This is a genomic window from Loktanella gaetbuli, assembly GCF_020531945.1.
Classification (GTDB): Bacteria; Pseudomonadota; Alphaproteobacteria; order Rhodobacterales; family Rhodobacteraceae; genus Loktanella; species Loktanella gaetbuli.
Window position 1 is genome coordinate 320,664 of record NZ_JAJATZ010000002.1, and the last position, 22,518, is coordinate 343,181.

Here is a 22,518-nt window from a genome sequence, read left to right on the forward strand (position 1 = left end):
ACAGAGGACAGAGTCATGTCAGAACACTACATGGTCACGGGGGCCACCGGCCATTTGGGCCGCAAGGTCATCGCAAACCTGCGCCAGCGCGTTCCGGCGTCGCAGATCACCGCGATGGTGCGCAGCACCACGGCCAAGGACGCATTCGAGGCCGACGGCATCACCGCCCGTATCGCCGACTATCACGAGCCCGACAGTCTGGATGCGGCACTCGACGGGGTCACCCGGCTACTGCTGATTTCATCGTCGGACTTCAATGACCGGCAGGGGCAGCATGCCAACGTCATCAACGCCGCCAAGGCGCGTGGCGTCGGTCTGATCGCCTATACGTCGGTGCTGCATGCATCTGATAGCCCGCTCTGGCTGGCCGCCGATCACAAGGCGACCGAGGCGCTGCTGGCCGACAGTGGCGTGCCGCACACGCTGTTGCGCAACGGCTGGTACATCGAAAACCTACTGATGAGCCTGCCGCAGGATTTGACGATGGGCCAGCATTTCGGTGCGGCCCGTGACGGCAGATTTGCCGCAGCCACGCGGCAGGACTTTGCCGAGGCAGCGGCGGCTGTCTTGGCCGATTCCAGCCACGACGGCGCGACGTTCGAACTGGCGGGCGATACCAGCTTTACCCTGACAGAACTGGCGCAGGACATCAGCGTACAATCCGGCAAACCGGTCGCCTATGTCGATATGCCCGAGGCAGATTTCGCAGCCGCGTTGATCAGCGCGGGCCTGCCGCCTGCATTTGCGGAATTGTTGGCCCAGACGGATGCAATGGCCGCGGATGGTGCGCTGGATGACCAGTCGGGCGATTTGCGCCGTCTGATCGGCAGGCCGACCACACCGCTGTCAGATGCGGTCAAGGCTGCGTTGGCCGACTGAATGCAATGGGGCCGCAGTGCGGACTGCGGCCCCGTTTTGTCGGAACGTCACGATCAGGCGTTGAACAGACCGGCCCCTTGCTGGTCGATCATCAGCTTGGCCTTGGCGATGGACGCGGCCACCGCATCGTCGAACGACTGGAGCGTATCGGCCCTGATCAACTGGTGTTCGCGGCTCTCGCCATCGACATCGCCGATGATCCGTGCCCCGATGCGATAGGCCTTGTCAGCCTTGATCGGTGTCGGGATGATCGTGAAACCCTTGTAGACCTCGCCTTGCGGCTCGGCTGTGACGGGGTCTGCGGATTGCCCCCCGCCAAAGAGTTTCGACAGCCAGGACATGCCTATTGATCCAGGAACGACCGCAGTTTGCGCGACCGGCTGGGATGCTTGAGCTTGCGCAGTGCCTTGGCTTCGATCTGACGGATACGTTCGCGCGTCACGCTGAACTGCTGACCGACTTCTTCCAGCGTGTGGTCGGTGTTCATGCCGATGCCGAAACGCATGCGCAGTACGCGTTCCTCGCGCGGGGTGAGCGAGGCCAGCACGCGGGTCGTGGTTTCCTTGAGGTTTTCCTGAATGGCGGAATCCAGCGGCAGGATCGCATTCTTGTCCTCGATGAAATCGCCCAGCTGGCTGTCTTCTTCGTCACCGATCGGTGTTTCGAGGCTGATCGGTTCCTTGGCGATCTTCATCACCTTGCGGACCTTTTCCAGCGGCATTTGCAGCTTTTCTGCCAATTCCTCGGGCGTGGGTTCGCGGCCGATTTCGTGCAGCATCTGGCGACCGGTGCGGACCAGCTTGTTGATCGTCTCTATCATGTGGACCGGGATACGGATCGTGCGCGCCTGGTCGGCAATGGACCGGGTTATCGCCTGACGGATCCACCAGGTCGCATAGGTCGAGAATTTGTAGCCCCGACGATATTCGAATTTGTCGACGGCCTTCATCAGGCCGATGTTGCCTTCCTGGATCAGGTCCAGGAACTGCAGGCCGCGGTTTGTGTATTTCTTGGCGATGGAAATCACGAGACGCAGGTTGGCCTCGACCATTTCCTTTTTCGCGGCGCGGGCCTCTTTTTCGCCCTTCTGGACCTGCTGCACGATGCGGCGGAATTCGGTGATGTCGACGCCGACGTATTGACCGACCTGGGCCATGTCGCCGCGCAACTCCTCGATCTTGTCAGTGGACCGTTCCAGCAGCATCGACCAGCCACGCCCGGATTTGGACGCGATTTCGTCCAGCCAGTTGGGGTCGAGTTCGCGCCCCCGGTAGGCGTCGATGAATTCACGGCGGTTGATGCGCGCTTGATCGGCCAGTTTCACCATGGCCGAGTCGATCTGCATGATGCGGCGGTTGATGCCGTACAGCTGGTCGATCAGCGCCTCGATCCGGTTGTTGTGCAGATGAAGCGAATTCACCATCTCAACGATCTCGGACCGCAGTTTCTGGTAGGTCTCCTCCTCGCCCGAGGAAAAGCTGCTGTCCTCGTTCAGGGTGGCGTCCATGCGTGCATCCTGCATGTCGGACAGTTTGGCGAAATCGGCGGCGATGATGTCGAGTGTTTCCAGCACGCGCGGTTTCAGCGCGGCCTCCATCGCGGCAAGCGACATGTTCGCCTGCTCGTCATCGTCGTCGTCGTCATCCTTGGCGATCGGGTTGCCGTCGGCGTCCAGATCGGGTTTGTCGTCACCTTCGGATGTGCCGCCCGTGCCAGCCGTCACGACCGGTTCGGTGGCTTCGTCGTCACCCAGCTGGTTGCCAAAGGTGGTTTCCAGATCGATCACGTCGCGCAGCAGGATGTCTTCGCTCAGAAGTTCGTCGCGCCAGATCGTGATGGCCTGGAATGTCAGCGGGCTTTCGCACAGCCCGAGGATCATCGTGTTGCGACCGGCCTCGATCCGCTTGGCGATGGCGATTTCGCCCTCGCGGGACAGCAGCTCGACACTGCCCATTTCGCGCAGGTACATCCGCACAGGGTCGTCGGTGCGATCAAGCTTTTCCGCCTCGGCACCGCCGAGGGCGACATCACGCGACCCGGCGATGGTCGCCACGTCGGTGCTGGTCTTGTTTTCTTCGGTTTCCTCGGATTCTTCTTCCTCGGTGACCTGGATGCCCATTTCGGACAGCATCGACATCACGTCCTCGATCTGGTCCGAGGACACCTGATCGGGTGGCAGCACCGCGTTCAACTGGTCATAGGTGATGTAGCCACGCTCGCGCGCGTCCTGGATCATCTTCTTGACGGCAGCCTGGCTGAGGTCGAGGGAAATGTCGCTGTCGGAATTGTCCTTGCGGTCGTCATTGTCTTTGGCGGCCATGGTACGGTCTCCCTCGTTCCAGCAACGATCAGTCCCAGTGATTCGGGTGATTCGGCTTTATACGAATCAACGCGTCATTCGCGTGATTCGCAACCTGTTGCCGGTCAATTTCGGCTGATGTTGCAACTATCCCTGCGGCCAAAGGCGAGTCTGACCGCGTGTCAGCGCTATTTAGGGTCCTCTGGCGGCTTTGCAATCGTCAACGCCTCCCAAAGCGCCCGCGCAGCCGAAAGTTCGTCGCTATCCAGTTCAGCGCCGTTCTCGGCGACGATCATTTCGCCACTGGACCCCGCCGCGATGATCGCGGCCCGGTCGCGGGCAGTCGTGGCCTGCCGCAGACGCCATGTCAGACCTTCGTCACCCGCGTCGATGTCCTCATGGGCCTCGCGGACCTCTTGCGGCAGGGCGCGCGCGGTCGACAGTTTGGCAAAGGCCTCGGACAGACATGCGCTGGCGAAATCCAGATCACCGGGTTTGCGCAGCCCTGATGAAAGCTGCACGATGCGTTGACCGGTCAGCGCATCGACCGCTGCTTCTAGCCCGGCATCGTGCAATGCCGCGCGCAGGTCGGTGCCAGGCGCCATGCGCAGAATGACCCCGCGCAGGGCCGCATGATCGTCATCGGTGCATTCCATCGCCTCGATCTGCGCCATGAAAGGTTCGATGGCCGCAGGTGTTGCGATCAACGTGGCCAGGATCACGGCCTCGCGCAGATGATCGTCGCGGGTGGCCCCTGTTGCCAGCGCCGAGTTGCGGTTGGTGGCCACCGGCGATTGATCACGGTGCCAGGCATCCAGTCCGCGCGGATTGAAGGCCCCCCGGCGGCCGGGGGCGCGGGCCTGTGGCTTGCGCGTCCGAAACAGATCCCATTTCAGTTCCTTGAGCGCCTGATCGTAGTGGTTGCGCAGATCGGGGTCCTGGATCAGGGCCGTTTTCTGGCGCAGCGCCTTGTCCAGCGCGGCCCGGCGTTCGGGGCTGTCGAATGTGCGGCCTTCGGTTTCGCGTTGCCACAACAGTTGAACCATGGGGATTGCAGCATCCAGGATGCCCTGCATCGCGCCCTTGCCCTGTTGTTTCAGTACGTCGTCGGGGTCCAGCCCCTTGGGCATCACGGCAAAGCGCAGGGATTTGCCCGCCGACAGCAATGGCAATGCGATGTCGATGGTGCGCATCGCCGCGCGTAGACCGGCGGTATCGCCGTCCAGCGCGATGATCGGTTCGTCCGCCACCCGCCACAGCATCGCCAGATGATGTTCGGTGACAGCGGTGCCAAGGGGGGCGACAGCGGCCTCGAACCCGGCCTCGGACAGGGCGATCACGTCCATGTAGCCTTCGGCCACGATCAGCGGCTGGCCCTTGCCCGCAGCGGTGCGGGCGTTCTGGATGTTGTAAAGCGTGCGGGATTTGTCGAACAGCAGCGTTTCGGGCGAGTTGTAGTATTTCGCCTTGGCATCTGCCGCCATCGCGCGACCACCCAGACCGATGGGCCGCCCCCGCGCATTGCGGATCGGAAAGATGATGCGGTCGCGGAACCGGTCATAGGGCGCACCGCCGTAGTCGGATTTCGCAGCAAGGCCGGCATCGATGACCATCTGCTGCGACACGCCCTTGGCCGTCAGGGCGGCCAGCACGCCGCCCTTGTCCGGGGCGAAACCGATGTCCCAGCGCGCGCATGCCTCGGGGTCCAGCCCGCGCCGGGTCAGGTAGTCGCGGGCCTCTGACGCGGCTGCCATGTTCAGGTTCAGGCGAAAATGCTGCACCGCCAGTTCCATGACGTCGGCCAGTTCGGTGCGGGCATCGGCCTTTTCCTGCGCACGCGGGTCGCGCTCGGGCATGGTCAGGCCCGCCTCGCCCGCGAGGATCTGTACCGCCTCCATGAAGCCCACGTTTTCGGTTTCGCGTACAAAGGAAATCGCGTCGCCCTTGGCGTGACAGCCAAAGCAATAATAGAACCCCTTGCGGTCATCGACGTGAAAACTGGCGGATTTTTCCTGATGGAACGGGCATGGGGCCCACATGTCGCCCTTGCCTGCATTGGATTTGCGGCTGTCCCACATGACCTTGCGGCCGACAACGTCGGAGATCGACAGGCGGGTGCGCAATTCGTCGAGGAAACCGGGCGGGAGTGACATGACGCCAATATCGGGGTTGCGACGCGCGGAGTCGAGTGGCTGGCGGCCGGTTGTTGTGGATAACGTCGCTGGGGGCGCTGCCCCCGGCTGCGCCTCCCCCGGAGTATTTCTGGCAAGATGATGCGCGACGCCCGCGTCAGGCGCGCGCGGCGCGTTCGAGTGCGGGGTAGCGCAGGCCCAGCGTCAGGCCGCGGACGATGAAACTGAGCAGCAGGGCCAACCACAGGCCATGGTTGCCGAAGGCCGCCATCAACGGAATGACGGCCACGAAATACACGGCAGCGGAGACGATCATCATGTTGCGCATATCCGTGGTGCGGGTCGCGCCGATGAAGATGCCGTCAAGCATCCAAGCCGCCACCCCCAGCAGCGGGGCAGCAACCATGTAGGGCAGGTAATCGCGCGCCACGTCCCGGACCAGCGGCGCCGTCGTCATCAGGTCGATCACAGCCCCGCCCAGCATGAGGAAACCCAGTGCAAGACCGGCACAGATGCCAGCGCCCCAGGCGCTGGTCAGCAGCGCCGCCCGGCGCAGGGCCTGTGGCGCACGGCGGCCCAGGGCCTGGCCTACCAGCGCTTCGGCCGCGAGGGCAAAGCCGTCAAGCGCATAGGCTGTCACCTGGAGGAATTGCAGCAGGATCTGGTTGGCCGCCAATTGGACATCGCCGAAATCGGCACCCCAGAACAGAAAGCTGACAAAGATCGCCTGCAACAGCACCGAGCGGATCATGATGTCGGAATTCACGATTGCCATGCGGGCCAGCTTGACGGGATCGAAAATCCGCGCCGTGTCGCGCCATGCGGGCACGGCAAAGGCCGCACGGCACAGCCACAGTCCGAACAGCATTCCCGACCATTCCGCGATGAACGTGGCCCAGGCCACCCCCGGCACGCCCCAGTCAAACCCAAGCACGAACAGCAGGTCGAGACCGATGTTGACGCCATTGGTCAGCACCTGAACCGCCAGCACCGCCATTGTGCGTTCTTGGGCAATGAGCCAGCCGGTGATCCCGTATAGCGCAATTGCGGCGGGTGCGGACCAGACCCGCACGGACATGTACTGCCGGGCAAGGGTTTCGACCTCGGCGCTGGCAGGGGAGACGACGAAGGCCCCTGCGAACAGCGGCCACTGCAACAGGATGATCGCGGCCCCGGCACTGAGGCCGATCAATAGCACCCGGCTGAGCAGGGCTGCCACCTCGGCCGTGTCGCCGGCCCCGATGGCCTGTGCGGTCAGGCCGGATGTCCCCATGCGCAGAAATCCGAAGATCCAGTAGATGGCCGTGAGGATGATCGCACCGATGGCCACGGCACCGATGGGGGCCGCCTGCCCCATCTGCCCCACCACACCCGTATCGACGATGCCCAGGATCGGAACCGTCGCGTTGGAGATGACGACCGGGAGCGCGATGTGCAGCACGCGCCGATGGGTCAGCGTGTCAATCACGCTGCGGCATCAGGAAATGCCCGGTCGCCTGAGCAAAGGGGCGCGCGCTGTTGTCCTGCCAGCCCTCGGCGTGGACAGAGGCATAGCGCCGCCCCGAGCGGGTGATCCGCGCACGAGCATAGGCGTCGCGCGGCAGGCCCGACCGCAGGTAATCCACGGTGAAATCAATGGTCTTGGGCAGGCGGCGCGGCGAATCCTCGACGCCCTCGCCCGCCTCGAGCGCATCCCATTGCGTGAACCAGCTGAGCGAGATGATCGACGTCACCTCGAGGAACGCCGCCGTCACGCCACCGTGGATCGCGGGCAGCGCCGGGTTGCCGATCAGCATGTCGGCATAGGGCAATACGCCCGTCAGCTCATCCCCGCGGCGGTCGAAACGGATGCCCAGGAACTTGATGTAGGGGACGCCGTCGATCAGCGCCTCGAGTGCGGCATCGCGACGTTGCTTGACGACCTGGACAGGTTCGGGACGGCGGCTCATGCGGGGTCCTTTGGGCGTTCGACGGTGAATGCGCCCGTGGCGCAGGCGACGGGCCGGTCAGGGTCGGCGTCATAGGCCGTGGCGCGCACGAATGCGACCGAGCGTGTCATGTGATAGCAGGTCGCCACCGCTCGGATGGCCTGCCCCGGCGTGGCGGCGCGCATGTAGTCGATCCGCAGGTCGATGGTGGCGGTGCCCAGCGCGCTGTCGGGATGCGCGATCACGGCAGCGCCGCAACAGGTATCCATCAAGGCAGACACTGCACCACCGTGGATCACCCCTGTGTCCGGATCCCCCACAAGGCGCGGATCGAAAGGCATGGTGATTTCGGCCATGCCGGGGCCGACGTCCGTGACCTGCATCGCCAGTTCGCGGGCATGCGGGATCATCCCGATGAACTGCCGTGCGATTTTCGTACGTCGTTCGGCCTGTGCATCGGTCGTCGTCGTGGGCGTTTGCGTCATTTATCTACCTGCGCGAATTGACCTGCAATTTGGCACTTGTCGCGCACAGCGCAACCCTTATATCTTTTATTGAGAATAATTCGCAACTGGGTGATCCATGAGTGTTTCCGACATTGACCGGCCCATCGCCGTCGTTCCCCCGCGTATCGGGCCATTTCGACCACGACGCCTGATCGTCGCTCTCATCTTTCTTGCGCTGGCAGCGGCACCGGGTGATCTGGGCGCATTGACGCGCGAACTGATGACCGATGCCTTTGTGCAGGTGTCGGCCTTTGTCGCGGCGACGCTGATCATTTTCTACGGTGCCGAAAAACTGTTCAATTTCAACATCGGCGCGGCGCTCAAGAACGCGAAGGGCTGGCAGGTGCCAATGGCGGCGCTACTGGGGGCCACGCCGGGTTGCGGCGGTGCGGTTGTCGTCGTTGCGGCCTATTCGTCCGGCAATGTCGGGTTTGGCGCGGTCGTCGCCACGCTGACGGCCACGATGGGCGATGCCGCATTTCTGCTGATCGCGACGCGGCCCGATGCGGCCATGGTCGTGCTGCCGCTATCATTCGCGGTCGGTATCATCTCGGGCTGGGTAGTCGACCGCCTGCCCGCGATCTCGATGACGCCGCGCACGACGAACGCTGCCGACATGGTGCCCCGGATCGGTGCAACACGTGCGCGCGACTGGTTGTTCGCGGCAATCGCACTGCCCGGACTGGTCATCGGCGTCAGTCAGTTGGCCGGTGTCGACGTGGCCGCAGTCTTTGGTCCCGTGATGCCCATCGTGGGTGTCGGCGGCAGCATCCTGGGTCTGCTGATCTGGTCGACCTCCTCTTTGAAGGCGATGACCAACATCAATGACACACCCGTCTCGCGCATGGCCGAGGAGACCGCATTCATTTCGGTCTGGGTGATCGGCGCATACCTCGCCTACGATTATCTGGTGGCCTACGGTGGCTTTGATCTGGCGAGCTGGTTCCAATCCGTGGCCCCCCTGCTGCCACTGCTGGGCGTCCTCGTCGGCCTTGTGCCGGGATGTGGACCACAGGTGCTGGTGACGACACTCTATATCAACGGGTTGGTTCCGTTCGCCGCCCTGTTGGGGAATGCGATCAGCAATGACGGCGATGCGTTGTTTCCCGCGATTGCAATCGATCCGCGCGCCGCAGTCTGGGCGACGGTCTATTCCACCATACCCGCCCTGATCCTGGCCTACGGGTTCTATTGGCTGGCACCCGGTTTCATGAACTAGGGCCGTTTGCCACCGCCCGCAGGCGTGTTAGATATGCGTCAAGGAGAGATCGCATGTCTGACAAACGCCTGACGTTCAAGGAAATGTGCGCTGCGTTCGATGTGACGCCGCGCACACTGCGGTATTATGAATATATCGAACTGCTCAATCCCGACCGCGAAGGGCGATCCCGGTTTTACGGGCCGCGCGAACAGGCACGCATGACGCTGATCATGCGTGGCAGGCGGTTCGGATTCGCGCTGGAGGACATTCGCCAGTGGCTGCTGATCTACGAACACGAAGGGACCGCGGCGCAGATGCGGGCCTGGGTCACATTGGCTGATCAGCAGCTTCAGGAACTGGAAGTACAGCGCAAACAGCTGGAAGATACGGTCGCCGAATTGCGCCGTCTGCGGGATGAAACACGTGCGACGCTAGGCTGATCCGGCCTGACCTTTCGTCATCCCCGATTTTGACGTCACGTTACGTTTACGTTTACGTCAACCGTCATTGTAAGCTTGGTCCAGAACGATGATCTGACGTGCAGACGACAGACCGAAGGACCACGAAGATGACTACCGAAACACTCAGCATTCGCGAGATGTGCGACGCGTTCGACGTGACACCTCGCACATTGCGTTTCTACGAATCCAAGGAGCTGCTGTTCCCGCAGCGGATCGGACAGAAACGTCTGTTCACCCGGTCCGATCAGGCCCGGCTGAAATTGATCCTGCGCGGCAAGCGGTTCGGGTTCAGCCTGGAAGAAGTACGTCAGTTGCTGGACCTGTATCACATGGGCGACGGCCAGCTGACGCAGCTCAGCCGCACGCTGGACCTCGCACAGCAGCACCTGGCGGACATGCAGCGCCAACGCGCCGAACTGGACGAGGCGATTTCGGAACTGCGCGTTCAGATGGATTGGGCCACCGACAAGCTGGCCGAGATTTCAAAAGACAAGTCCGACGCGGCCTGAACCGCGCGACACCAGACGGAGGAGAGACCCGATGACAACCTACACCACCCCGCACAAGGACCTGCAATTCGTCCTGCACAACCTGCTGAAAGTATCCGAACAGGATATCCCCGGCTTTGCCGACCTGGACCGTGATTTCACCGGGGCCGTGCTGGAAGAAGTCGGCAAGCTGTCCTCTGACGTGCTGCACCCGCTGAACGCCGTGGGCGACACCGAAGGCTGCACCCTGGAAAACGGGATCGTCCGTACACCCAAGGGTTTCAAGGAAGCCTTTGACCAGGTGCGCGAAGGCGGCTGGACAGCTCTCGATGCCGAGGAACAATACGGCGGTCAGGGCCTGCCCTATGTCATGCATTCGGCCGTGAATGAGCCGATGGTCAGCGCCAACATGGCGTTCAACATGTACCAGGGCCTGACCCATGGTGCCTATTCCGCCATCCGCGTGCACGGGTCCGAGCAGCAAAAAGACACCTACCTGCCGAAACTCGCATCCTGCGAATGGACCGGCACGATGAACCTGACCGAACCGCATTGCGGCACCGATCTGGGCCTGATGCGGACCAAGGCTGTCCCGCAAGAGGACGGCAGCTACAAGGTCACGGGCCAGAAGATCTTCATCTCGGCCGGCGATCACGACATGTCGGACAATATCATTCACCTGGTGCTGGCCAAGATCCCCGGCGGCCCCGATGGCATCAAGGGCGTCAGCCTGTTCATCGTGCCCAAGTTCATCGTCAAGGACGACGGCTCGCTGGGGGAACGCAACGGCGTCTCCGTCGGCAAGATTGAGGAAAAGATGGGCATCCACGGGAATTCCACCTGCGTGATGAACTATGACGAGGCGACGGGCTACCTGATCGGTGAAGAACACAAAGGCATGCGTGCCATGTTCGTCATGATGAACGAGGCGCGTCTGGGCGTGGGCCTGCAAGGCTACGCACAGGCCGAAGTCGCGTATCAGAACGCCGTGGCCTACGCCAACGACCGTCTGCAGGGACGCGACGTGACCGGTGCGAAAAACCCCGACGGTCCCGCCGACCCGCTGATCGTGCATCCCGATATCCGCCGCAACCTGATGGATCAGAAGAGCTTTACCGAAGGTGCACGTGCCTTCACCATGTGGGGGGCCTATCTGATCGACCGCGCGCACAAGATGGATGACGCACAGGCGGATGGCCTGATCTCGCTGATGACGCCGGTGCTCAAGGGGTTCCTGACCGACAAGGGGTTCGAATACGCGACCGCCGCACAGCAGGTCTACGGCGGCCACGGCTATATCGAGGAATGGGGCATGTCCCAGTTCGCCCGCGATGCCCGGATCGCCATGATTTACGAAGGTGCCAACGGCGTGCAGGCGCTGGACCTCGTGGGCCGCAAGCTGGCCGTCGACGGCGGCAAGCACCTGATGGGCTTTTTCGAGATGATCAAATCGTTCATCAAGGAAAACGAAGGCAACGAGGCGCTGAAGGCCGATTTCCTTGATCCGCTGAAGGCAGCGAGCAAGGACATGCAGGCGGCCGCGATGTATTTCATGGGTGCGATGAAAAACCCCAACAACGCACTCGCGGGCTCTTATGACTTCATGCACCTGATGGGTCATGTGTGCCTGGGCTACATGTGGGCACAGATGGGCAAGGCGGCGATGGAGGCCTTGGAAGCAGGCGAAAGCGATACAGCCTTCTATCAGACCAAGATCGCGACCGGGCGTTACTACATGGCGCGCCAGCTGCCTGCCACAGCGATGCACCTGGCCCGGATCAACACCGGGGCGGACACTGTCATGGCGCTGGAGGCCGCAAACTTCTGATCGGGGTGGCGGCGGGACACGTCCCGCCCTACGCTGACCGCAAAGGAGACCCCCAATGCCCAAACGCCTACGCCTGACCCGCCGTTTCCCCGTGGCCATGACCGAAGACGGCTATCGCCGTCTGAAACGGTTCGCCAAGGAGGCGGGTCTGGACGAAGGCGAGGCGCTGTCATTCCTGTTCGAGAACTTCGACAGCATCCTCGACGACGACACGTTTGGGCATCGGTTGCGCCTGTTCAATGCTGAACTGGAAGCACGCAAAAAGTGACGTCAGTGCAGGTGGCAGATGGAGGGGCCTCCGGCGGGAGTATTTGGGGCAAGATGATACGCATATCACCCTGCCCCGACGATGTGACCCTTTGGGGACGCATCACCTTGCACGGTCATCGGCTCTCCAGCCTGTTCCGCGCCATCAGATGACGCGGGCGAGGTTAAGAAATAATTGACGGCCTTTGGCATCATCTTGCCAAAAATACTCAGACACGACGCCAGCAAGGCGCGTGACACAAAACGGGAGGGCGACACATGACGATCAAGCTGCATTGCTTTGGCGAGAGCGGAAACGCCTACAAGGCGGCGCTGACGCTGACACTGGCCGAGGTGGAATGGGAGCCCGTCTTTGTCGATTTCTTCAAGGGCGGCAGTCGGACACCTGAATTTCGTGCGCTGAATGTCATGGGCGAGGTTCCCGTGATGGTCGACGGCGACATGGTGCTGACGCAATCGGCCGTGATTCAGGACTACATCACGTCGAAAACCAGCAAGCTGGGCGCAAAGTCCGCCGATCAGCGGCGCGAGATCCTGCGCTGGATGTTCTTTGACAACCACAAGGTCAGCGGCATTGCCGGACCGTTGCGGTTCAACATGAACTTTCTACCTGCCGACAAGCGGAGTGCGGACGTCAACGACTATCTGCTGATGCGCCTGAACTCCGCACTCAAGGTGATGGACACCCATCTGGACGGCCGCGATTGGCTGGCCAGCGATACCCTGACAATCGCTGACATCGCCTGTGCCGGATACCTCTACTACGAAGAGCCCTTTGGCTTTGACCGTACCGCATTTCCGAACGTGGATGCCTGGCTGGACCGGCTGGCGGCCACGGACGGATGGAAACACCCCTATGATCTGATGCCGCGCGCGCTGCCTGCGGCCTGAAGGAGACGACGATGACCGACGCTTATATCTATGACACCGTGCGCACGCCGCGGGGCAAGGGCCGCAAGGACGGCAGCCTGCACGAGGTGACCTCTGTCCGGCTGTCCGCCGGCGTTCTGAACGCACTGAAGGACCGCAACGGGCTGGAAGGCCACGCCGTCGAGGACGTGATCTGGGGCAATGTCACGCAGGTGGGCGAACAGGGCGGCTGTCTGGCGCGGACCGCCGTGCTGGCCTCTGACCTCGACCAGTCGATCCCGGGCCTTGCCATCAACCGGTTCTGTGCATCCGGCATGGAGGCGGTGAACCTTGCCGCCAATCAGGTGCGTGGCGGGGCCGGTCAGGCTTATATCGCGGGCGGCGTGGAAATGATGGGGCGTGTGGCCATGGGCAGCGACGGGGCCGCGATCGCGGTCGATCCGTCGGTGGCGATGAAAACCTACTTTGTGCCGCAGGGTATTTCGGCGGACATCATCGCGACCGAATACGGGTTCAGCCGCGACGACGCCGACGCGCTGGCGGTCGAATCCCAGCGTCGGGCCAAGGCGGCATGGGACGATGGCCGGTTCGACAAATCCGTCGTGGCCGTGCGCGACATCAATGGCGTGCCGATCCTGGAACACGATGAATACATGCGACCGGGCACCGACATGCAGTCGCTGGGCGCACTGAAGGCGTCGTTCAAGGACATGGGTGAGACCATGCCCGGTTTCGACAAGGTGGCGCTGATGAAATACCCGCATCTGGAGCGGATCAACCACATCCACCACGCGGGTAATTCGTCCGGTATCGTGGACGGTGCAGCGGGTGTTCTGATCGGATCCAAGGCATGGGGCGACGCGATGGGGCTGAAGCCGCGCGCGCGCATCCGGGCGACCGCCAAGATCGGCACCGATCCGACCATCATGTTGACCGGACCCGTGCCAGTCACCGAAAAGATCCTGGCCGACAGCGGCATGGCCATCGGCGACCTCGACCTGTTCGAGGTCAACGAAGCCTTTGCCTCTGTGGTTCTGCGGTTCATGCAACGCTTTGATGTGGACGCGGACAAGGTGAACGTGAACGGCGGGTCCATCGCGATGGGTCACCCGCTGGGTGCGACCGGTGCCATCATCATAGGCACCCTGCTGGACGAACTGGAACGGACCGGCAAGGGCACCGGTCTTGCGACACTGTGCATCGCCTCCGGCATGGGGGCCGCAACGATCATCGAACGCGTCTAGAACAACGGGATTGCGATCATGGACACGCGATTGTTTCAAGATTGGCTGGACCACGTATCAGATTGCGTGGTTGCAGACGATTTCGAATACTGGGCAGGCCATTTCGGCCTGCCGCTGTCCGTGGATTCTGACATCGGGCCATCCGTGATCGCGACCAACGACGCCTTGCACGAGAAATTCATGCGCTGGCGCCAGATGTTCGAGGCACATGCGGTCAATAACATGATCCGCACGGTTCGCGATGTCACACGGGCCGCAGGTGACACCATCGTCGGATATTACGACACGGATATCCTGCACGACGGCAAGCGGGTGAAACCTCGCTTTTCGTCCCACATCACATTGAAATTGCAGGGCAACACCTGGCGCTGCGTCGCGGTTCGAACCGGGATGCAGGCGTCGGACAGGCACCTGTTTCACACACCCTCTGCGCAGGATCACGCGGCGCGATAGCCCGCCTGACTGCCACCGACCTGAAGGATACGACCACATGACAGATTTCACCCTCGCCATCGACGACCAGGGCGTCGCCGTCATTACCTGGGACACCGTCGGAAAATCGATGAACGTGATGAACCAGCAGGGGTTTGCGGACCTCGATGCGCTGGTGGCGCAGGCCCTGACCGACGACGCGGTCAAGGGGATCGTGATCACATCCGGCAAGGACGGATCCTTTGCCGGGGGCATGGACCTGAACATCATTGCAGCGATGCGTGACAGCAGTGACGACCCGGCCAAGGCGATCTTTGACGGCGTGATGGAGATGCACGGCGTGCTGCGCCGGATCGAACGTGCTGGCATGGACCCCAAGACCAACAAGGGTGGCAAGCCGATCGCCGCCGCCCTGCCCGGCACGGCACTGGGCATCGGTCTGGAAATCCCGCTGGCCTGTCACCGCATCTTTGCCGCCGACAATCCCAAGGCAAAGATCGGCCTGCCGGAAATCATGGTCGGGATTTTCCCCGGTGCGGGCGGCACCACACGTCTGTCGCGCAAGCTGGGTGCCATGGGCGCGTCCCCGCTGCTGTTGCAGGGCAAGTTGAACAATCCGACAGCCGCGATGAAGGCGGGTGTGATCGACGAGGTGGTTCCGGCAGAGGACCTGCTGACCAAGGCCAAGGAATGGGTCCTGTCAGAGCCGAACATCGTCAAACCCTGGGACGACAAGGGCTGGAAAATGCCCGGTGGCGCGCCGTACCACCCAGCAGGATTCATGACCTTTGTCGGTGCATCCGCGATGGTGAATGGCAACACCCAAGGCGTTTATCCTGCGGCCAAGGCGCTGTTGTCCGCCGTCTACGAGGGCGCACTGGTGCCATTCGATACAGCACTGAAAATCGAGGCGCGCTGGTTCACCCATGTTCTGCTGAACCCGTCGTCGTCCGCGATGATCCGGTCGCTGTTCATCAATAAGGAAAAGCTGGAGAAGGGTGCCAACCGTCCCGACGTCTCTGACCAGAAAGTGAAAAAGGTCGGCGTGATCGGTGCGGGCATGATGGGTGCCGGCATCGCACTGGTTTCGGCCAAGGCAGGTATCGAGGTCGTGCTGATCGACAACAGCCAAGAGGCCGCCGACAAGGGCAAATCCTACTCCGCCGATTACATGGACAAGGGCATCGCGCGCAAGAAGGCCACGCCCGAGAAGAAAGAGGCGCTGCTGGGCCTGATCAACGCAACGACCGATTATGCGGCTCTGGAAGGCTGCGACCTGATCGTCGAGGCGGTGTTCGAGGATATGGGCGTCAAGGCCGAGGTCACCAAGAAGGTGCAGGCCGTTGTCGGCCCTGACTGCGTGTTCGCCACCAACACATCCACGCTGCCGATCACTGAACTGGCGCAGGCCGCCGAAAATGCCGAAGCCTTCATCGGCATCCATTTTTTCAGCCCCGTGGACAAGATGAACCTGGTGGAGATCATCAAGGGCCAGAAAACCGGCGACGTGGCCGTGGCCAAGGCACTGGATTTCGTGCGCCAGATCCGCAAGACGCCCATCGTCGTGAACGATGCGCGGTTCTTTTATGCCAACCGCTGCATCATTCCCTACATCAACGAAGGCATCCGCATGGTGAAGGAAGGCGTGTCCCCTGCCCTGATCGAAAATGCGGCAAAGCTGGTCGGCATGCCGCTGGGCCCGCTGCAACTGGTGGATGAGACCAGCATCGACCTGGGCGTGAAAATCGCCAAGGCCACCAAGGCCGCGATGGGTGACGCATACCCTGACGGCGAGGTTGACGAGGTGCTGTTCTGGATGGCCGACGCTGGCCGCATGGGTCGCAAGTCGAACGCAGGTTTCTATACCTACGACGACAAGGGCAAGCGCGAGGGCTTGTGGTCAGAACTGGGCGACAAATACCCGGTGGCGGCAGACCAGCCCGACCTGATCACCGTGCAGCATCGCCTGCTGTTCGCACAGGTGCTGGAGGCCGTGCGCGCACTGGAGGACGGCGTTCTGACCGACATCCGCGAAGGTGACGTCGGCGCGATCCTGGGCTGGGGCTTTGCGCCGTGGTCGGGCGGTCCGTTCAGCTGGCTGGACATCCTTGGCGCACCCTTTGCGGCCGAAACCTGCGACATGCTGACCGAAACCTACGGCGACCGGTTCAAGACGCCGGATCTGCTGCGCGAATTGGCCGACCGGAACGGGACGTTCTACGCCCGTTTTGGCGAGGGGGTTGATACGGCCGCCTGACCTGTGCCCGGGGGGCGTTGCCCCCCGCCCTGTGTCAGATGATGCTATCTACAGCGCGCGCCACCGTGACCGGGGCGCGCGCTGTTTGCGTCTGGCGATGATGGCAGGGTCAGGCGGCCAGACGAAAGGCCCGGGTTGCTTGTCCGTAGGCGACCTGCCCTGCATCCTCTTGTTTCAGGAAATGGACCAGCAGTTCGGCGTCGTCCATGGACAGCGCCTCATAGGCAGGCACCGTCGGTTCGGCCAACAGATCGGTCTGCACGGGGCAATAAAACAGGGCACCGACGTTGGCATAGACGATCTCGTCCTGACTGAAATGCAAGGTCACGACCTCGATTTCGGCGGCAGGTGGTTTGCGATAGACCCCCCGCAGACCGTCAAGCGCTGCCGCCGGGATCAGGGCAAAGGGATCGCCGAACACCTGTTCTGCGGTATCGCTTTCGATCAGAACGGCCTGTTCAGGCAGCAACATCAGTTCTTCGCGGTTGCCCAGTGCACCGACAGGCACGACCAAAGGCCAGGTCAAGGGATCTGCGGCTGCACCTTTGGTCTTGACCGTTCTGCGGCTGACCGCCGTGACAACCTGAAGCCCGCCGTCAAACGTCAGGCATTGGTCGCCCGCGACGACCGCCTCGACCGGACGCCACCCCAGATGTGTTGCAACCATCGTCCCGACGACGAGGCCAACACCAAAGTCAAAAAGAAACGGTTCGGTGCGTATTACACGTGTCTGCGCAAAATCGAACATTTCTTCCATTCCCCTGATCTGCGCCCTGTTCTGGCTCTGGGCCGGGCTGCGTTATCACGGATTAACGGGGCGCGATTCGCGGGGCTGACATGCGTCTGAATAAGGGCAAGTTCAGGGCACTGTTCGGTCAAGCGAGTGCAATGGTGCCGATTTAGAATGATTGTTTTCCAATACGCGACAATCAGCCCGCATCGTCAAACTGGTAACGTGATCTTGTGATGTCGGCGGCGCACAAATCCGCGATCAGGTCAACGTCATCAGGGGTGTAGCTTGCACGCCAGTCGACAGGGTGTTTCGCTGTATTCAAGCGCGGCAATGGCAGATCGAACCCCAAATGCGCGGCTACCGGTGCCATGTCGCGATCATAGTGTTCAAGCCTGACGAAATGGGCCACCAGCAGCTGTCCCTGCGGATCGGTCACATAGGACGCGTAGGGGTTGGCACGCAGGCTGGCGACCGTATGCGGATGATGCAGGAACGCGCTGAAATCCAGTGCGCCGGCCAGCCTGACGGCCGGATGGTCAAACGATTGACGCCGCAGCCAGTGGTAATAGCTGACCATGCGCGCCCATGGATTGCGCACCAGAACCATGATGCACATGCCCTCTGGCGCAATCAGCGGCCCGACATCCGCGATGCGGCTGTGTTTCCACAATCGGCCCGGCACATCCAGATCCGCCAGCCGGTGCCTGCGATTGCGCGCCTTGGGCGTGTCACCGATCAGGATGTCGTCCTTTGCAGCACGCGCGTCATAGGCATGGGCAAAGGACGTTCCGCCGGTTTTGGGTATATGAACGAACACGAATTTTCGTGCGCGCGAAATGATCATGCCGTCACGCTATCGCCGGATGGATTGATCGCAGATCTCATATGCTTCCGCCATTGTCTTGCGCATCTGGTCTCTCATACTCTGACGCGGGGACAAGAGAGGACCATCATGGAGAACGTGACAAAGGCGGACGGTATGGGCAAGGGGCCGGCGAACCATGTGGCCCTGACACCGCTTAGTCATCTGGCACGTGCGCGGGACGTTTTTGCCGACAGGGTTGCGCTGATCTATGGCGAGATACGGCTGACCTATGCGGAATATGCAGCAAGGATCGACCGCCTCGCGCATGCGCTGACACTGGCGGGGGTTGGGCGTGGCGATGTCGTGGCAACCATCCTGCCGAATGTTCCTGCACAATCAGAAGCCGCCTTTGCCATTCCGGCCTGTGGTGCCGTCTTGAACACGATCAACACGCGGCTTGATCCCGATACCATTGCCTACATTCTGGACCACGGTGGGGCGCGCGTCGCGATCATCGACAGCCAGCTTGTGCCACTGATCCAGCAGGCGGTCGCCATGATGACGACCCCTGCCCCACGGATCATCGAGGTGCCGGACCCGACCGCCGATGTTCCCGCCAGCGGCATGTTCGAAACCTACGACGATTTTATGGCCCGGGGTCAGGCCGGTTTTGATTGGGTCTGGCCCGCGGACGAATGGGACGATCTGGCGCTGAACTATACCTCCGGCACGACGGGCCGGCCCAAGGGCGTGGTCTACCACCACCGCGGCGCCTATCTGATGACGATGGGCACGCCGATCAGCTGGCGCATGACACTGTTCCCGGTCGTGTTGCAGATCGTGCCGCTGTTTCACTGTAACGGCTGGTGCCATACCTGGATGACGCCGCTGCTGGGGGGCACCGTGGTCTGCTGCCGCGACATTACCGCGGCTGCCATCTATGATGCCATCGCGGACCATGGTGTGACGCATTTCGGCGGTGCGCCCATCGTGCTGAACCTCATCGTGACCGCCAAGGACGCGGCCCGGCGCCCGTTCGACCACACCGTCGAGGTATTTACGGCAGGTGCGCCGCCTGCCGCTGCCACGCTCGCCGCGATAGAAAAACTGGGGTTCAACGTCACGCAGGTCTACGGGCTGACAGAAACCTACGGCCACGTCACCGAATGCATCTGGTCGGATGCCTGGAACGACCTGCCCGAGGATGAGCGGGCCACGATCAAGGCCCGGCAGGGCGTCGGGTTTGCGATCATGGACGGTGTCGCCGTGGTAGGTCCCGACATGCAGCCGGTCCCGCGTGACGGTCAGACCCAGGGCGAAATCGTCATGCGCGGCAATGCGGTGATGAAGGGTTACCTCAAAAATCCCGAAGCCACGGCCGCGGCTTTTGATGGCGGGTGGTTCCATTCCGGGGATCTGGCCGTGCAGCATCCCGACGGCTACATCCAGATCGTTGACCGGGCCAAGGACATCATCATTTCCGGCGGGGAAAACATCTCTTCGGTCGAGGTCGAGAGCGCGTTGATGCACCATCCGGCCGTCAGCCTGTGTGCGGTCGTCGCGAAACCCGACGACACATGGGGCGAGGTGCCGGCCGCCTTTGTCGAATTGCGCGACGGGGCCGAGGCCACCGCCCAAGAGATCATCGCCTTTGCCCGCAGCCGTCTGGCGGGCTTCAAGTGCCCCAAGCAGGTGATATTCGGCGAACTGCCGAAAACATCCACCGGCAAGATCCAGAAATTCGCGTTGCGGCAACAGGCGGCAGCACTCTAGACAGGATCAAATCATCCGGCGGACCACATGACGGCATTGGAACAATACGAACGACTGGAGAGTCTCGGTCTCTGGCGGGCAACGCGCAGCGAGCAGCGGCGTGAGGTGCTGGTCTCGTTCGGCAAGGCGACATTGATCGTCAGCGACATGGCTGATCGGCCATTGACGCACTGGTCCTTGCCCGCGGTGGAACGGGTCAATCCCGATTCCATGCCTGCCGTATTCCGCCCTGGCCCCGATGCCGGTGAAAGCCTTGAAATCGATGACGAAACCATGGTCGACGCCATCGAGGCCGTGCGCGGTTCCATCGCAAGGGCCGAGGCCAAGCCGGGGCGTCTGCGCTACTGGATCAGCGCGGCAATCCTGACGGCTGGCATTGGTGCAGGTGCGGTCTGGGGGCCGGGGCTGTTGCGCGATCAGGCCCTTTTGGCAACACCGGACGCGCGCCGCGCCGAACTGGGGGCCCGCATCCTGGGACATATGCAGGCGCAGACCGGCGCGATCTGCCGCAGTCGCGGCGGGCTTGTTGCGCTGGACAGGATGCGTGCCCGACTGCTGGGACCGGATGCGCCAGGCCAGACTGTCGTGCTTCCCGCCCCTCTGCCCGGTCCGGTGTTGCTGCCCGGACAGATCACGGTCATCAACCGCGCCGTTCTGGTACGCTATGACGATCCCGCCGTCGTCGCAGGTGAAATCCTGGCGGCCAAGGCGAACACCACGGACCCGCTGCGCGCCGTGCTGAATTTTGCAGGACTACGGGCGACCGTGCATCTGATGACGACGGGCGATCTGCCGCCGGGCACCTTGGCTGACTACGCGGCATCCCTGATCGAAAAACCGCAGGCCGTGACCTCGGAACAGGCGCTGTTGCAGGCCTTTGCCAGTGTGGGTGTCCCCAGTGCGCCCTATGCCGATCTGCGCACCGCGCGCGGTCAGAATGCGGCATTGCTGTTGACGCAGTCGCCTGACGCGGGCACCCCGCCCAGCCCGATTCTGACGGACTCGGAATGGATCCAGCTTCAGGGGATCTGCGATGCCTGAGCGGCGTCAGCCCCGTGTATAGGCGTCGCCAAAACCCATGCCGCGGACAATGCCCAAGGCGCGCTGAAGATCGGATGCATTGGCAAATGGACCTGCGGCAACGACCTTGAGGTTGCCTGACCGGCCAGAGGCCACGGGCAGACCAGCGGCCTGAAGCCTGCCAATCAGGCGCGTGGCATTGTCGGGATCGCCAAAGCTGCCGACCTGCACATAGCGATGCCCCGTCGCGGCAGTCACCGGAGCCGTCACGGGAGCAACAGAACGGCTGGACATATGCGCCTGTGGTGCAGCCTGAACCGCCGCACGCGCCTGTGGCAGGCCGCGCTGGGGATTGATGCGCCCGTCGTCCCAGACCTTGGCGTAGCCACGTGGTGGCGATGCCGGCGTAATCGCGCCCGCCGGGTTGGACCGGGGCACGACTGGTTCGCTGAGAATAGAGCCGAAACCACCCTCGGAGCGGGTGGAAATCGTGGCCGTGGACGGGTTCATGACGCTGCGCGTGACCATGCCGGACGGCGATTCCGCCTGCGGCCCACAGCGCACGGGGAAACGCCCGTCGCTGCTCATGTTGGCAATGCCGCAGGCCGTGCTGGCAGTGCGGACCGGTGCGGGCTGTGCTGTGGCGACCCGCACGGGTGCTGCCGTCTGCGGGCACGCGATTGGTGATCCGCCTGCATTGACCAGACGTTCGCCGTTCGCGATCCGCGCACAGGCCTGCGCCAAAGTGATGCGCTGGGGCCCAGGGGCACGCATGGCCCGTGGTTGCGGTGCAGCGCCAGCCACCTGCGGGGCTGGGCCGCAATCAATCGGCCGGCGTGTCGTCGCGCTGACAAAACCGGGCTGCACGCCAAACCGACCGTCACAGGCCTGCGCAAGCGAAATACGACGCGGTTCCGGTGCGGGTGCAGGGGCGGTCACGACGCGCGGCGTCGCAACCACCTGCCGCACGGCCGGGGCGACGACAGGGGCTGTGCGCGGTGTCGGGGCGGCGGCGGTGCGCTGCGCGGGTACAGCTGCACGCGGGGCCGGCGTGACAGGCTCTGCCGTGATGTTGATGATCGGCAAATCCTGCATGGCAGGCTGCGGCGGCGTCGGGCTGGTCTCCGCCCGCGCAAGGCTGGGCTGAAAATTGCAAAGCTGCTCGCGGCGACGGTCGACGCGCGGCACCCAGGTGACCCGGCCATCCATGCCCGCCCTGACAAAGGCACATCCCCGACTGTCGACGTATTGCGAGGCCGTATAGCTCGCGGGTGGGAATTCGGCAGGAACAGCCGTTGTCTGCGCGTTGACCTGACTGGCAAGACCCGTCGTCAGCGCAGCCATCAGAACAAGGCCTTTTGTCATGCGTGTCACGTGAACAATTCCATTTTACCA

Annotated in this window: 21 protein-coding genes; 12 read left to right on the plus strand and 9 right to left on the minus strand. The window is 62.6% G+C overall.

All coding sequences use genetic code 11. The features are described from left to right. The first annotated feature begins 15 nt into the window (after positions 1–15). Positions 16–879, plus strand: coding sequence for an SDR family oxidoreductase (locus LGQ03_RS05220; RefSeq protein ID WP_226747544.1), 864 nt, complete (start codon positions 16–18; stop codon positions 877–879). A gap of 53 nt (positions 880–932) precedes the next feature. Here the strand turns inward: LGQ03_RS05220 and LGQ03_RS05225 are convergent, their stop codons facing one another. From LGQ03_RS05225 to LGQ03_RS05250, 6 genes are all read right to left on the minus strand, one after another. Beyond that, entirely contained in the window at positions 933–1,220 is a 288-nt protein-coding gene (locus tag LGQ03_RS05225) for an HlyU family transcriptional regulator (RefSeq protein WP_226747545.1), read from the minus strand. Positions 1,221–1,222: 2 nt separating this feature from the next. Next, positions 1,223–3,199, minus strand: a complete 1,977-nt coding sequence (rpoD, locus tag LGQ03_RS05230) for an RNA polymerase sigma factor RpoD (protein WP_226747546.1) — start codon at positions 3,197–3,199, stop codon at positions 1,223–1,225. Between the two features lie 167 nt (positions 3,200–3,366). Beyond that, entirely contained in the window at positions 3,367–5,331 is a 1,965-nt protein-coding gene (gene dnaG, locus LGQ03_RS05235; RefSeq protein WP_226747547.1) for a DNA primase, read from the minus strand. 136 nt (positions 5,332–5,467) lie between these two features. After that, the gene (locus LGQ03_RS05240; protein ID WP_226747548.1) at positions 5,468–6,778 is read right to left on the minus strand and encodes an MATE family efflux transporter; all 1,311 of its coding nucleotides are present in this window, start codon (positions 6,776–6,778) and stop codon (positions 5,468–5,470) included. Continuing rightward, positions 6,771–7,259 (minus strand): PaaI family thioesterase, encoded by a 489-nt coding sequence (locus LGQ03_RS05245; protein WP_090160268.1) that lies wholly within the window; start codon positions 7,257–7,259, stop codon positions 6,771–6,773. Before LGQ03_RS05245 ends, LGQ03_RS05240 begins: the two co-directional genes overlap by 8 nt. Further along, entirely contained in the window at positions 7,256–7,723 is a 468-nt protein-coding gene (locus LGQ03_RS05250) for a PaaI family thioesterase (RefSeq protein WP_226747549.1), read from the minus strand. The genes LGQ03_RS05245 and LGQ03_RS05250 overlap by 4 nt, the downstream gene beginning before the upstream one ends. A 97-nt stretch (positions 7,724–7,820) precedes the next feature. Here LGQ03_RS05250 and LGQ03_RS05255 point away from each other — a divergent pair, with 97 nt between their 5' ends. The 9 genes from LGQ03_RS05255 to LGQ03_RS05295 all read left to right on the plus strand — a co-directional run bounded on the left by LGQ03_RS05255 (position 7,821) and on the right by LGQ03_RS05295 (position 16,792). Further along, positions 7,821–8,963, plus strand: a complete 1,143-nt coding sequence (locus tag LGQ03_RS05255) for a putative manganese transporter (protein ID WP_226747550.1) — start codon at positions 7,821–7,823, stop codon at positions 8,961–8,963. 53 nt (positions 8,964–9,016) lie between these two features. Further along, a complete protein-coding gene (locus LGQ03_RS05260; protein WP_090160271.1) occupies positions 9,017–9,385 on the plus strand; it encodes a MerR family transcriptional regulator in 369 nt (122 codons plus the stop codon). Between the two features lie 128 nt (positions 9,386–9,513). Next, a complete protein-coding gene (locus LGQ03_RS05265) occupies positions 9,514–9,915 on the plus strand; it encodes a MerR family transcriptional regulator (protein WP_090160272.1) in 402 nt (133 codons plus the stop codon). Positions 9,916–9,946: 31 nt separating this feature from the next. Further along, positions 9,947–11,722, plus strand: a complete 1,776-nt coding sequence (locus LGQ03_RS05270) for an acyl-CoA dehydrogenase C-terminal domain-containing protein (protein WP_226747551.1) — start codon at positions 9,947–9,949, stop codon at positions 11,720–11,722. Positions 11,723–11,777: 55 nt separating this feature from the next. Next, positions 11,778–11,990, plus strand: coding sequence for a hypothetical protein (locus LGQ03_RS05275; RefSeq protein ID WP_090160274.1), 213 nt, complete (start codon positions 11,778–11,780; stop codon positions 11,988–11,990). A gap of 257 nt (positions 11,991–12,247) precedes the next feature. Further along, positions 12,248–12,880 (plus strand): glutathione S-transferase family protein, encoded by a 633-nt coding sequence (locus tag LGQ03_RS05280; protein WP_226747552.1) that lies wholly within the window; start codon positions 12,248–12,250, stop codon positions 12,878–12,880. An 11-nt stretch (positions 12,881–12,891) separates the two neighbouring features. Then, the gene (locus tag LGQ03_RS05285; protein WP_226747553.1) at positions 12,892–14,103 is read left to right on the plus strand and encodes an acetyl-CoA C-acetyltransferase; all 1,212 of its coding nucleotides are present in this window, start codon (positions 12,892–12,894) and stop codon (positions 14,101–14,103) included. Positions 14,104–14,121: 18 nt separating this feature from the next. After that, the gene (locus LGQ03_RS05290; RefSeq protein ID WP_226747554.1) at positions 14,122–14,556 is read left to right on the plus strand and encodes a hypothetical protein; all 435 of its coding nucleotides are present in this window, start codon (positions 14,122–14,124) and stop codon (positions 14,554–14,556) included. Positions 14,557–14,593: 37 nt separating this feature from the next. Further along, positions 14,594–16,792, plus strand: a complete 2,199-nt coding sequence (locus LGQ03_RS05295) for a 3-hydroxyacyl-CoA dehydrogenase NAD-binding domain-containing protein (protein ID WP_226747555.1) — start codon at positions 14,594–14,596, stop codon at positions 16,790–16,792. Positions 16,793–16,901: 109 nt separating this feature from the next. Here LGQ03_RS05295 and LGQ03_RS05300 read toward each other — a convergent pair whose 3' ends face one another. Together LGQ03_RS05300 and LGQ03_RS05305 are read right to left on the minus strand one after the other, a co-directional pair. Next, positions 16,902–17,540, minus strand: a complete 639-nt coding sequence (locus LGQ03_RS05300; protein WP_226747556.1) for a Hint domain-containing protein — start codon at positions 17,538–17,540, stop codon at positions 16,902–16,904. A 181-nt stretch (positions 17,541–17,721) separates the two neighbouring features. Continuing rightward, positions 17,722–18,342, minus strand: a complete 621-nt coding sequence (locus LGQ03_RS05305) for a sulfotransferase family protein (RefSeq protein WP_404807494.1) — start codon at positions 18,340–18,342, stop codon at positions 17,722–17,724. Between the two features lie 135 nt (positions 18,343–18,477). Between LGQ03_RS05305 and LGQ03_RS05310 the strand changes: the two genes are divergently transcribed. Next, on the plus strand, positions 18,478–20,103 hold the full coding sequence (locus LGQ03_RS05310) for an AMP-binding protein (RefSeq protein ID WP_226747558.1): 1,626 nt from the start codon (positions 18,478–18,480) through the stop codon (positions 20,101–20,103). Between the two features lie 27 nt (positions 20,104–20,130). Then, on the plus strand, positions 20,131–21,144 hold the full coding sequence (locus LGQ03_RS05315) for a hypothetical protein (protein ID WP_226747559.1): 1,014 nt from the start codon (positions 20,131–20,133) through the stop codon (positions 21,142–21,144). A 6-nt stretch (positions 21,145–21,150) separates the two neighbouring features. Here the strand turns inward: LGQ03_RS05315 and LGQ03_RS05320 are convergent, their stop codons facing one another. After that, positions 21,151–22,488, minus strand: coding sequence for an SPOR domain-containing protein (locus LGQ03_RS05320; protein WP_226747746.1), 1,338 nt, complete (start codon positions 22,486–22,488; stop codon positions 21,151–21,153). Positions 22,489–22,518 lie beyond the last annotated feature (30 nt).

Bases quoted from the DNA above. Each gene is read 5' to 3' on its own strand.
- LGQ03_RS05220 (WP_226747544.1), top strand. From the start codon at position 16: ATGTCAGAACACTACATGGTCACGGGGGCCACCGGCCATTTGGGCCGC.
- LGQ03_RS05225 (WP_226747545.1), bottom strand. From the start codon at position 1,220: ATGTCCTGGCTGTCGAAACTCTTTGGCGGGGGGCAATCCGCAGACCCC.
- rpoD (WP_226747546.1), bottom strand. From the start codon at position 3,199: ATGGCCGCCAAAGACAATGACGACCGCAAGGACAATTCCGACAGCGAC.
- dnaG (WP_226747547.1), bottom strand. From the start codon at position 5,331: ATGTCACTCCCGCCCGGTTTCCTCGACGAATTGCGCACCCGCCTGTCG.
- LGQ03_RS05245 (WP_090160268.1), bottom strand. From the start codon at position 7,259: ATGAGCCGCCGTCCCGAACCTGTCCAGGTCGTCAAGCAACGTCGCGAT.
- LGQ03_RS05250 (WP_226747549.1), bottom strand. From the start codon at position 7,723: ATGACGCAAACGCCCACGACGACGACCGATGCACAGGCCGAACGACGT.
- LGQ03_RS05255 (WP_226747550.1), top strand. From the start codon at position 7,821: ATGAGTGTTTCCGACATTGACCGGCCCATCGCCGTCGTTCCCCCGCGT.
- LGQ03_RS05260 (WP_090160271.1), top strand. From the start codon at position 9,017: ATGTCTGACAAACGCCTGACGTTCAAGGAAATGTGCGCTGCGTTCGAT.
- LGQ03_RS05265 (WP_090160272.1), top strand. From the start codon at position 9,514: ATGACTACCGAAACACTCAGCATTCGCGAGATGTGCGACGCGTTCGAC.
- LGQ03_RS05270 (WP_226747551.1), top strand. From the start codon at position 9,947: ATGACAACCTACACCACCCCGCACAAGGACCTGCAATTCGTCCTGCAC.
- LGQ03_RS05275 (WP_090160274.1), top strand. From the start codon at position 11,778: ATGCCCAAACGCCTACGCCTGACCCGCCGTTTCCCCGTGGCCATGACC.
- LGQ03_RS05280 (WP_226747552.1), top strand. From the start codon at position 12,248: ATGACGATCAAGCTGCATTGCTTTGGCGAGAGCGGAAACGCCTACAAG.
- LGQ03_RS05285 (WP_226747553.1), top strand. From the start codon at position 12,892: ATGACCGACGCTTATATCTATGACACCGTGCGCACGCCGCGGGGCAAG.
- LGQ03_RS05290 (WP_226747554.1), top strand. From the start codon at position 14,122: ATGGACACGCGATTGTTTCAAGATTGGCTGGACCACGTATCAGATTGC.
- LGQ03_RS05295 (WP_226747555.1), top strand. From the start codon at position 14,594: ATGACAGATTTCACCCTCGCCATCGACGACCAGGGCGTCGCCGTCATT.
- LGQ03_RS05300 (WP_226747556.1), bottom strand. From the start codon at position 17,540: ATGTTCGATTTTGCGCAGACACGTGTAATACGCACCGAACCGTTTCTT.
- LGQ03_RS05310 (WP_226747558.1), top strand. From the start codon at position 18,478: ATGGAGAACGTGACAAAGGCGGACGGTATGGGCAAGGGGCCGGCGAAC.
- LGQ03_RS05315 (WP_226747559.1), top strand. From the start codon at position 20,131: ATGACGGCATTGGAACAATACGAACGACTGGAGAGTCTCGGTCTCTGG.
- LGQ03_RS05320 (WP_226747746.1), bottom strand. From the start codon at position 22,488: ATGACAAAAGGCCTTGTTCTGATGGCTGCGCTGACGACGGGTCTTGCC.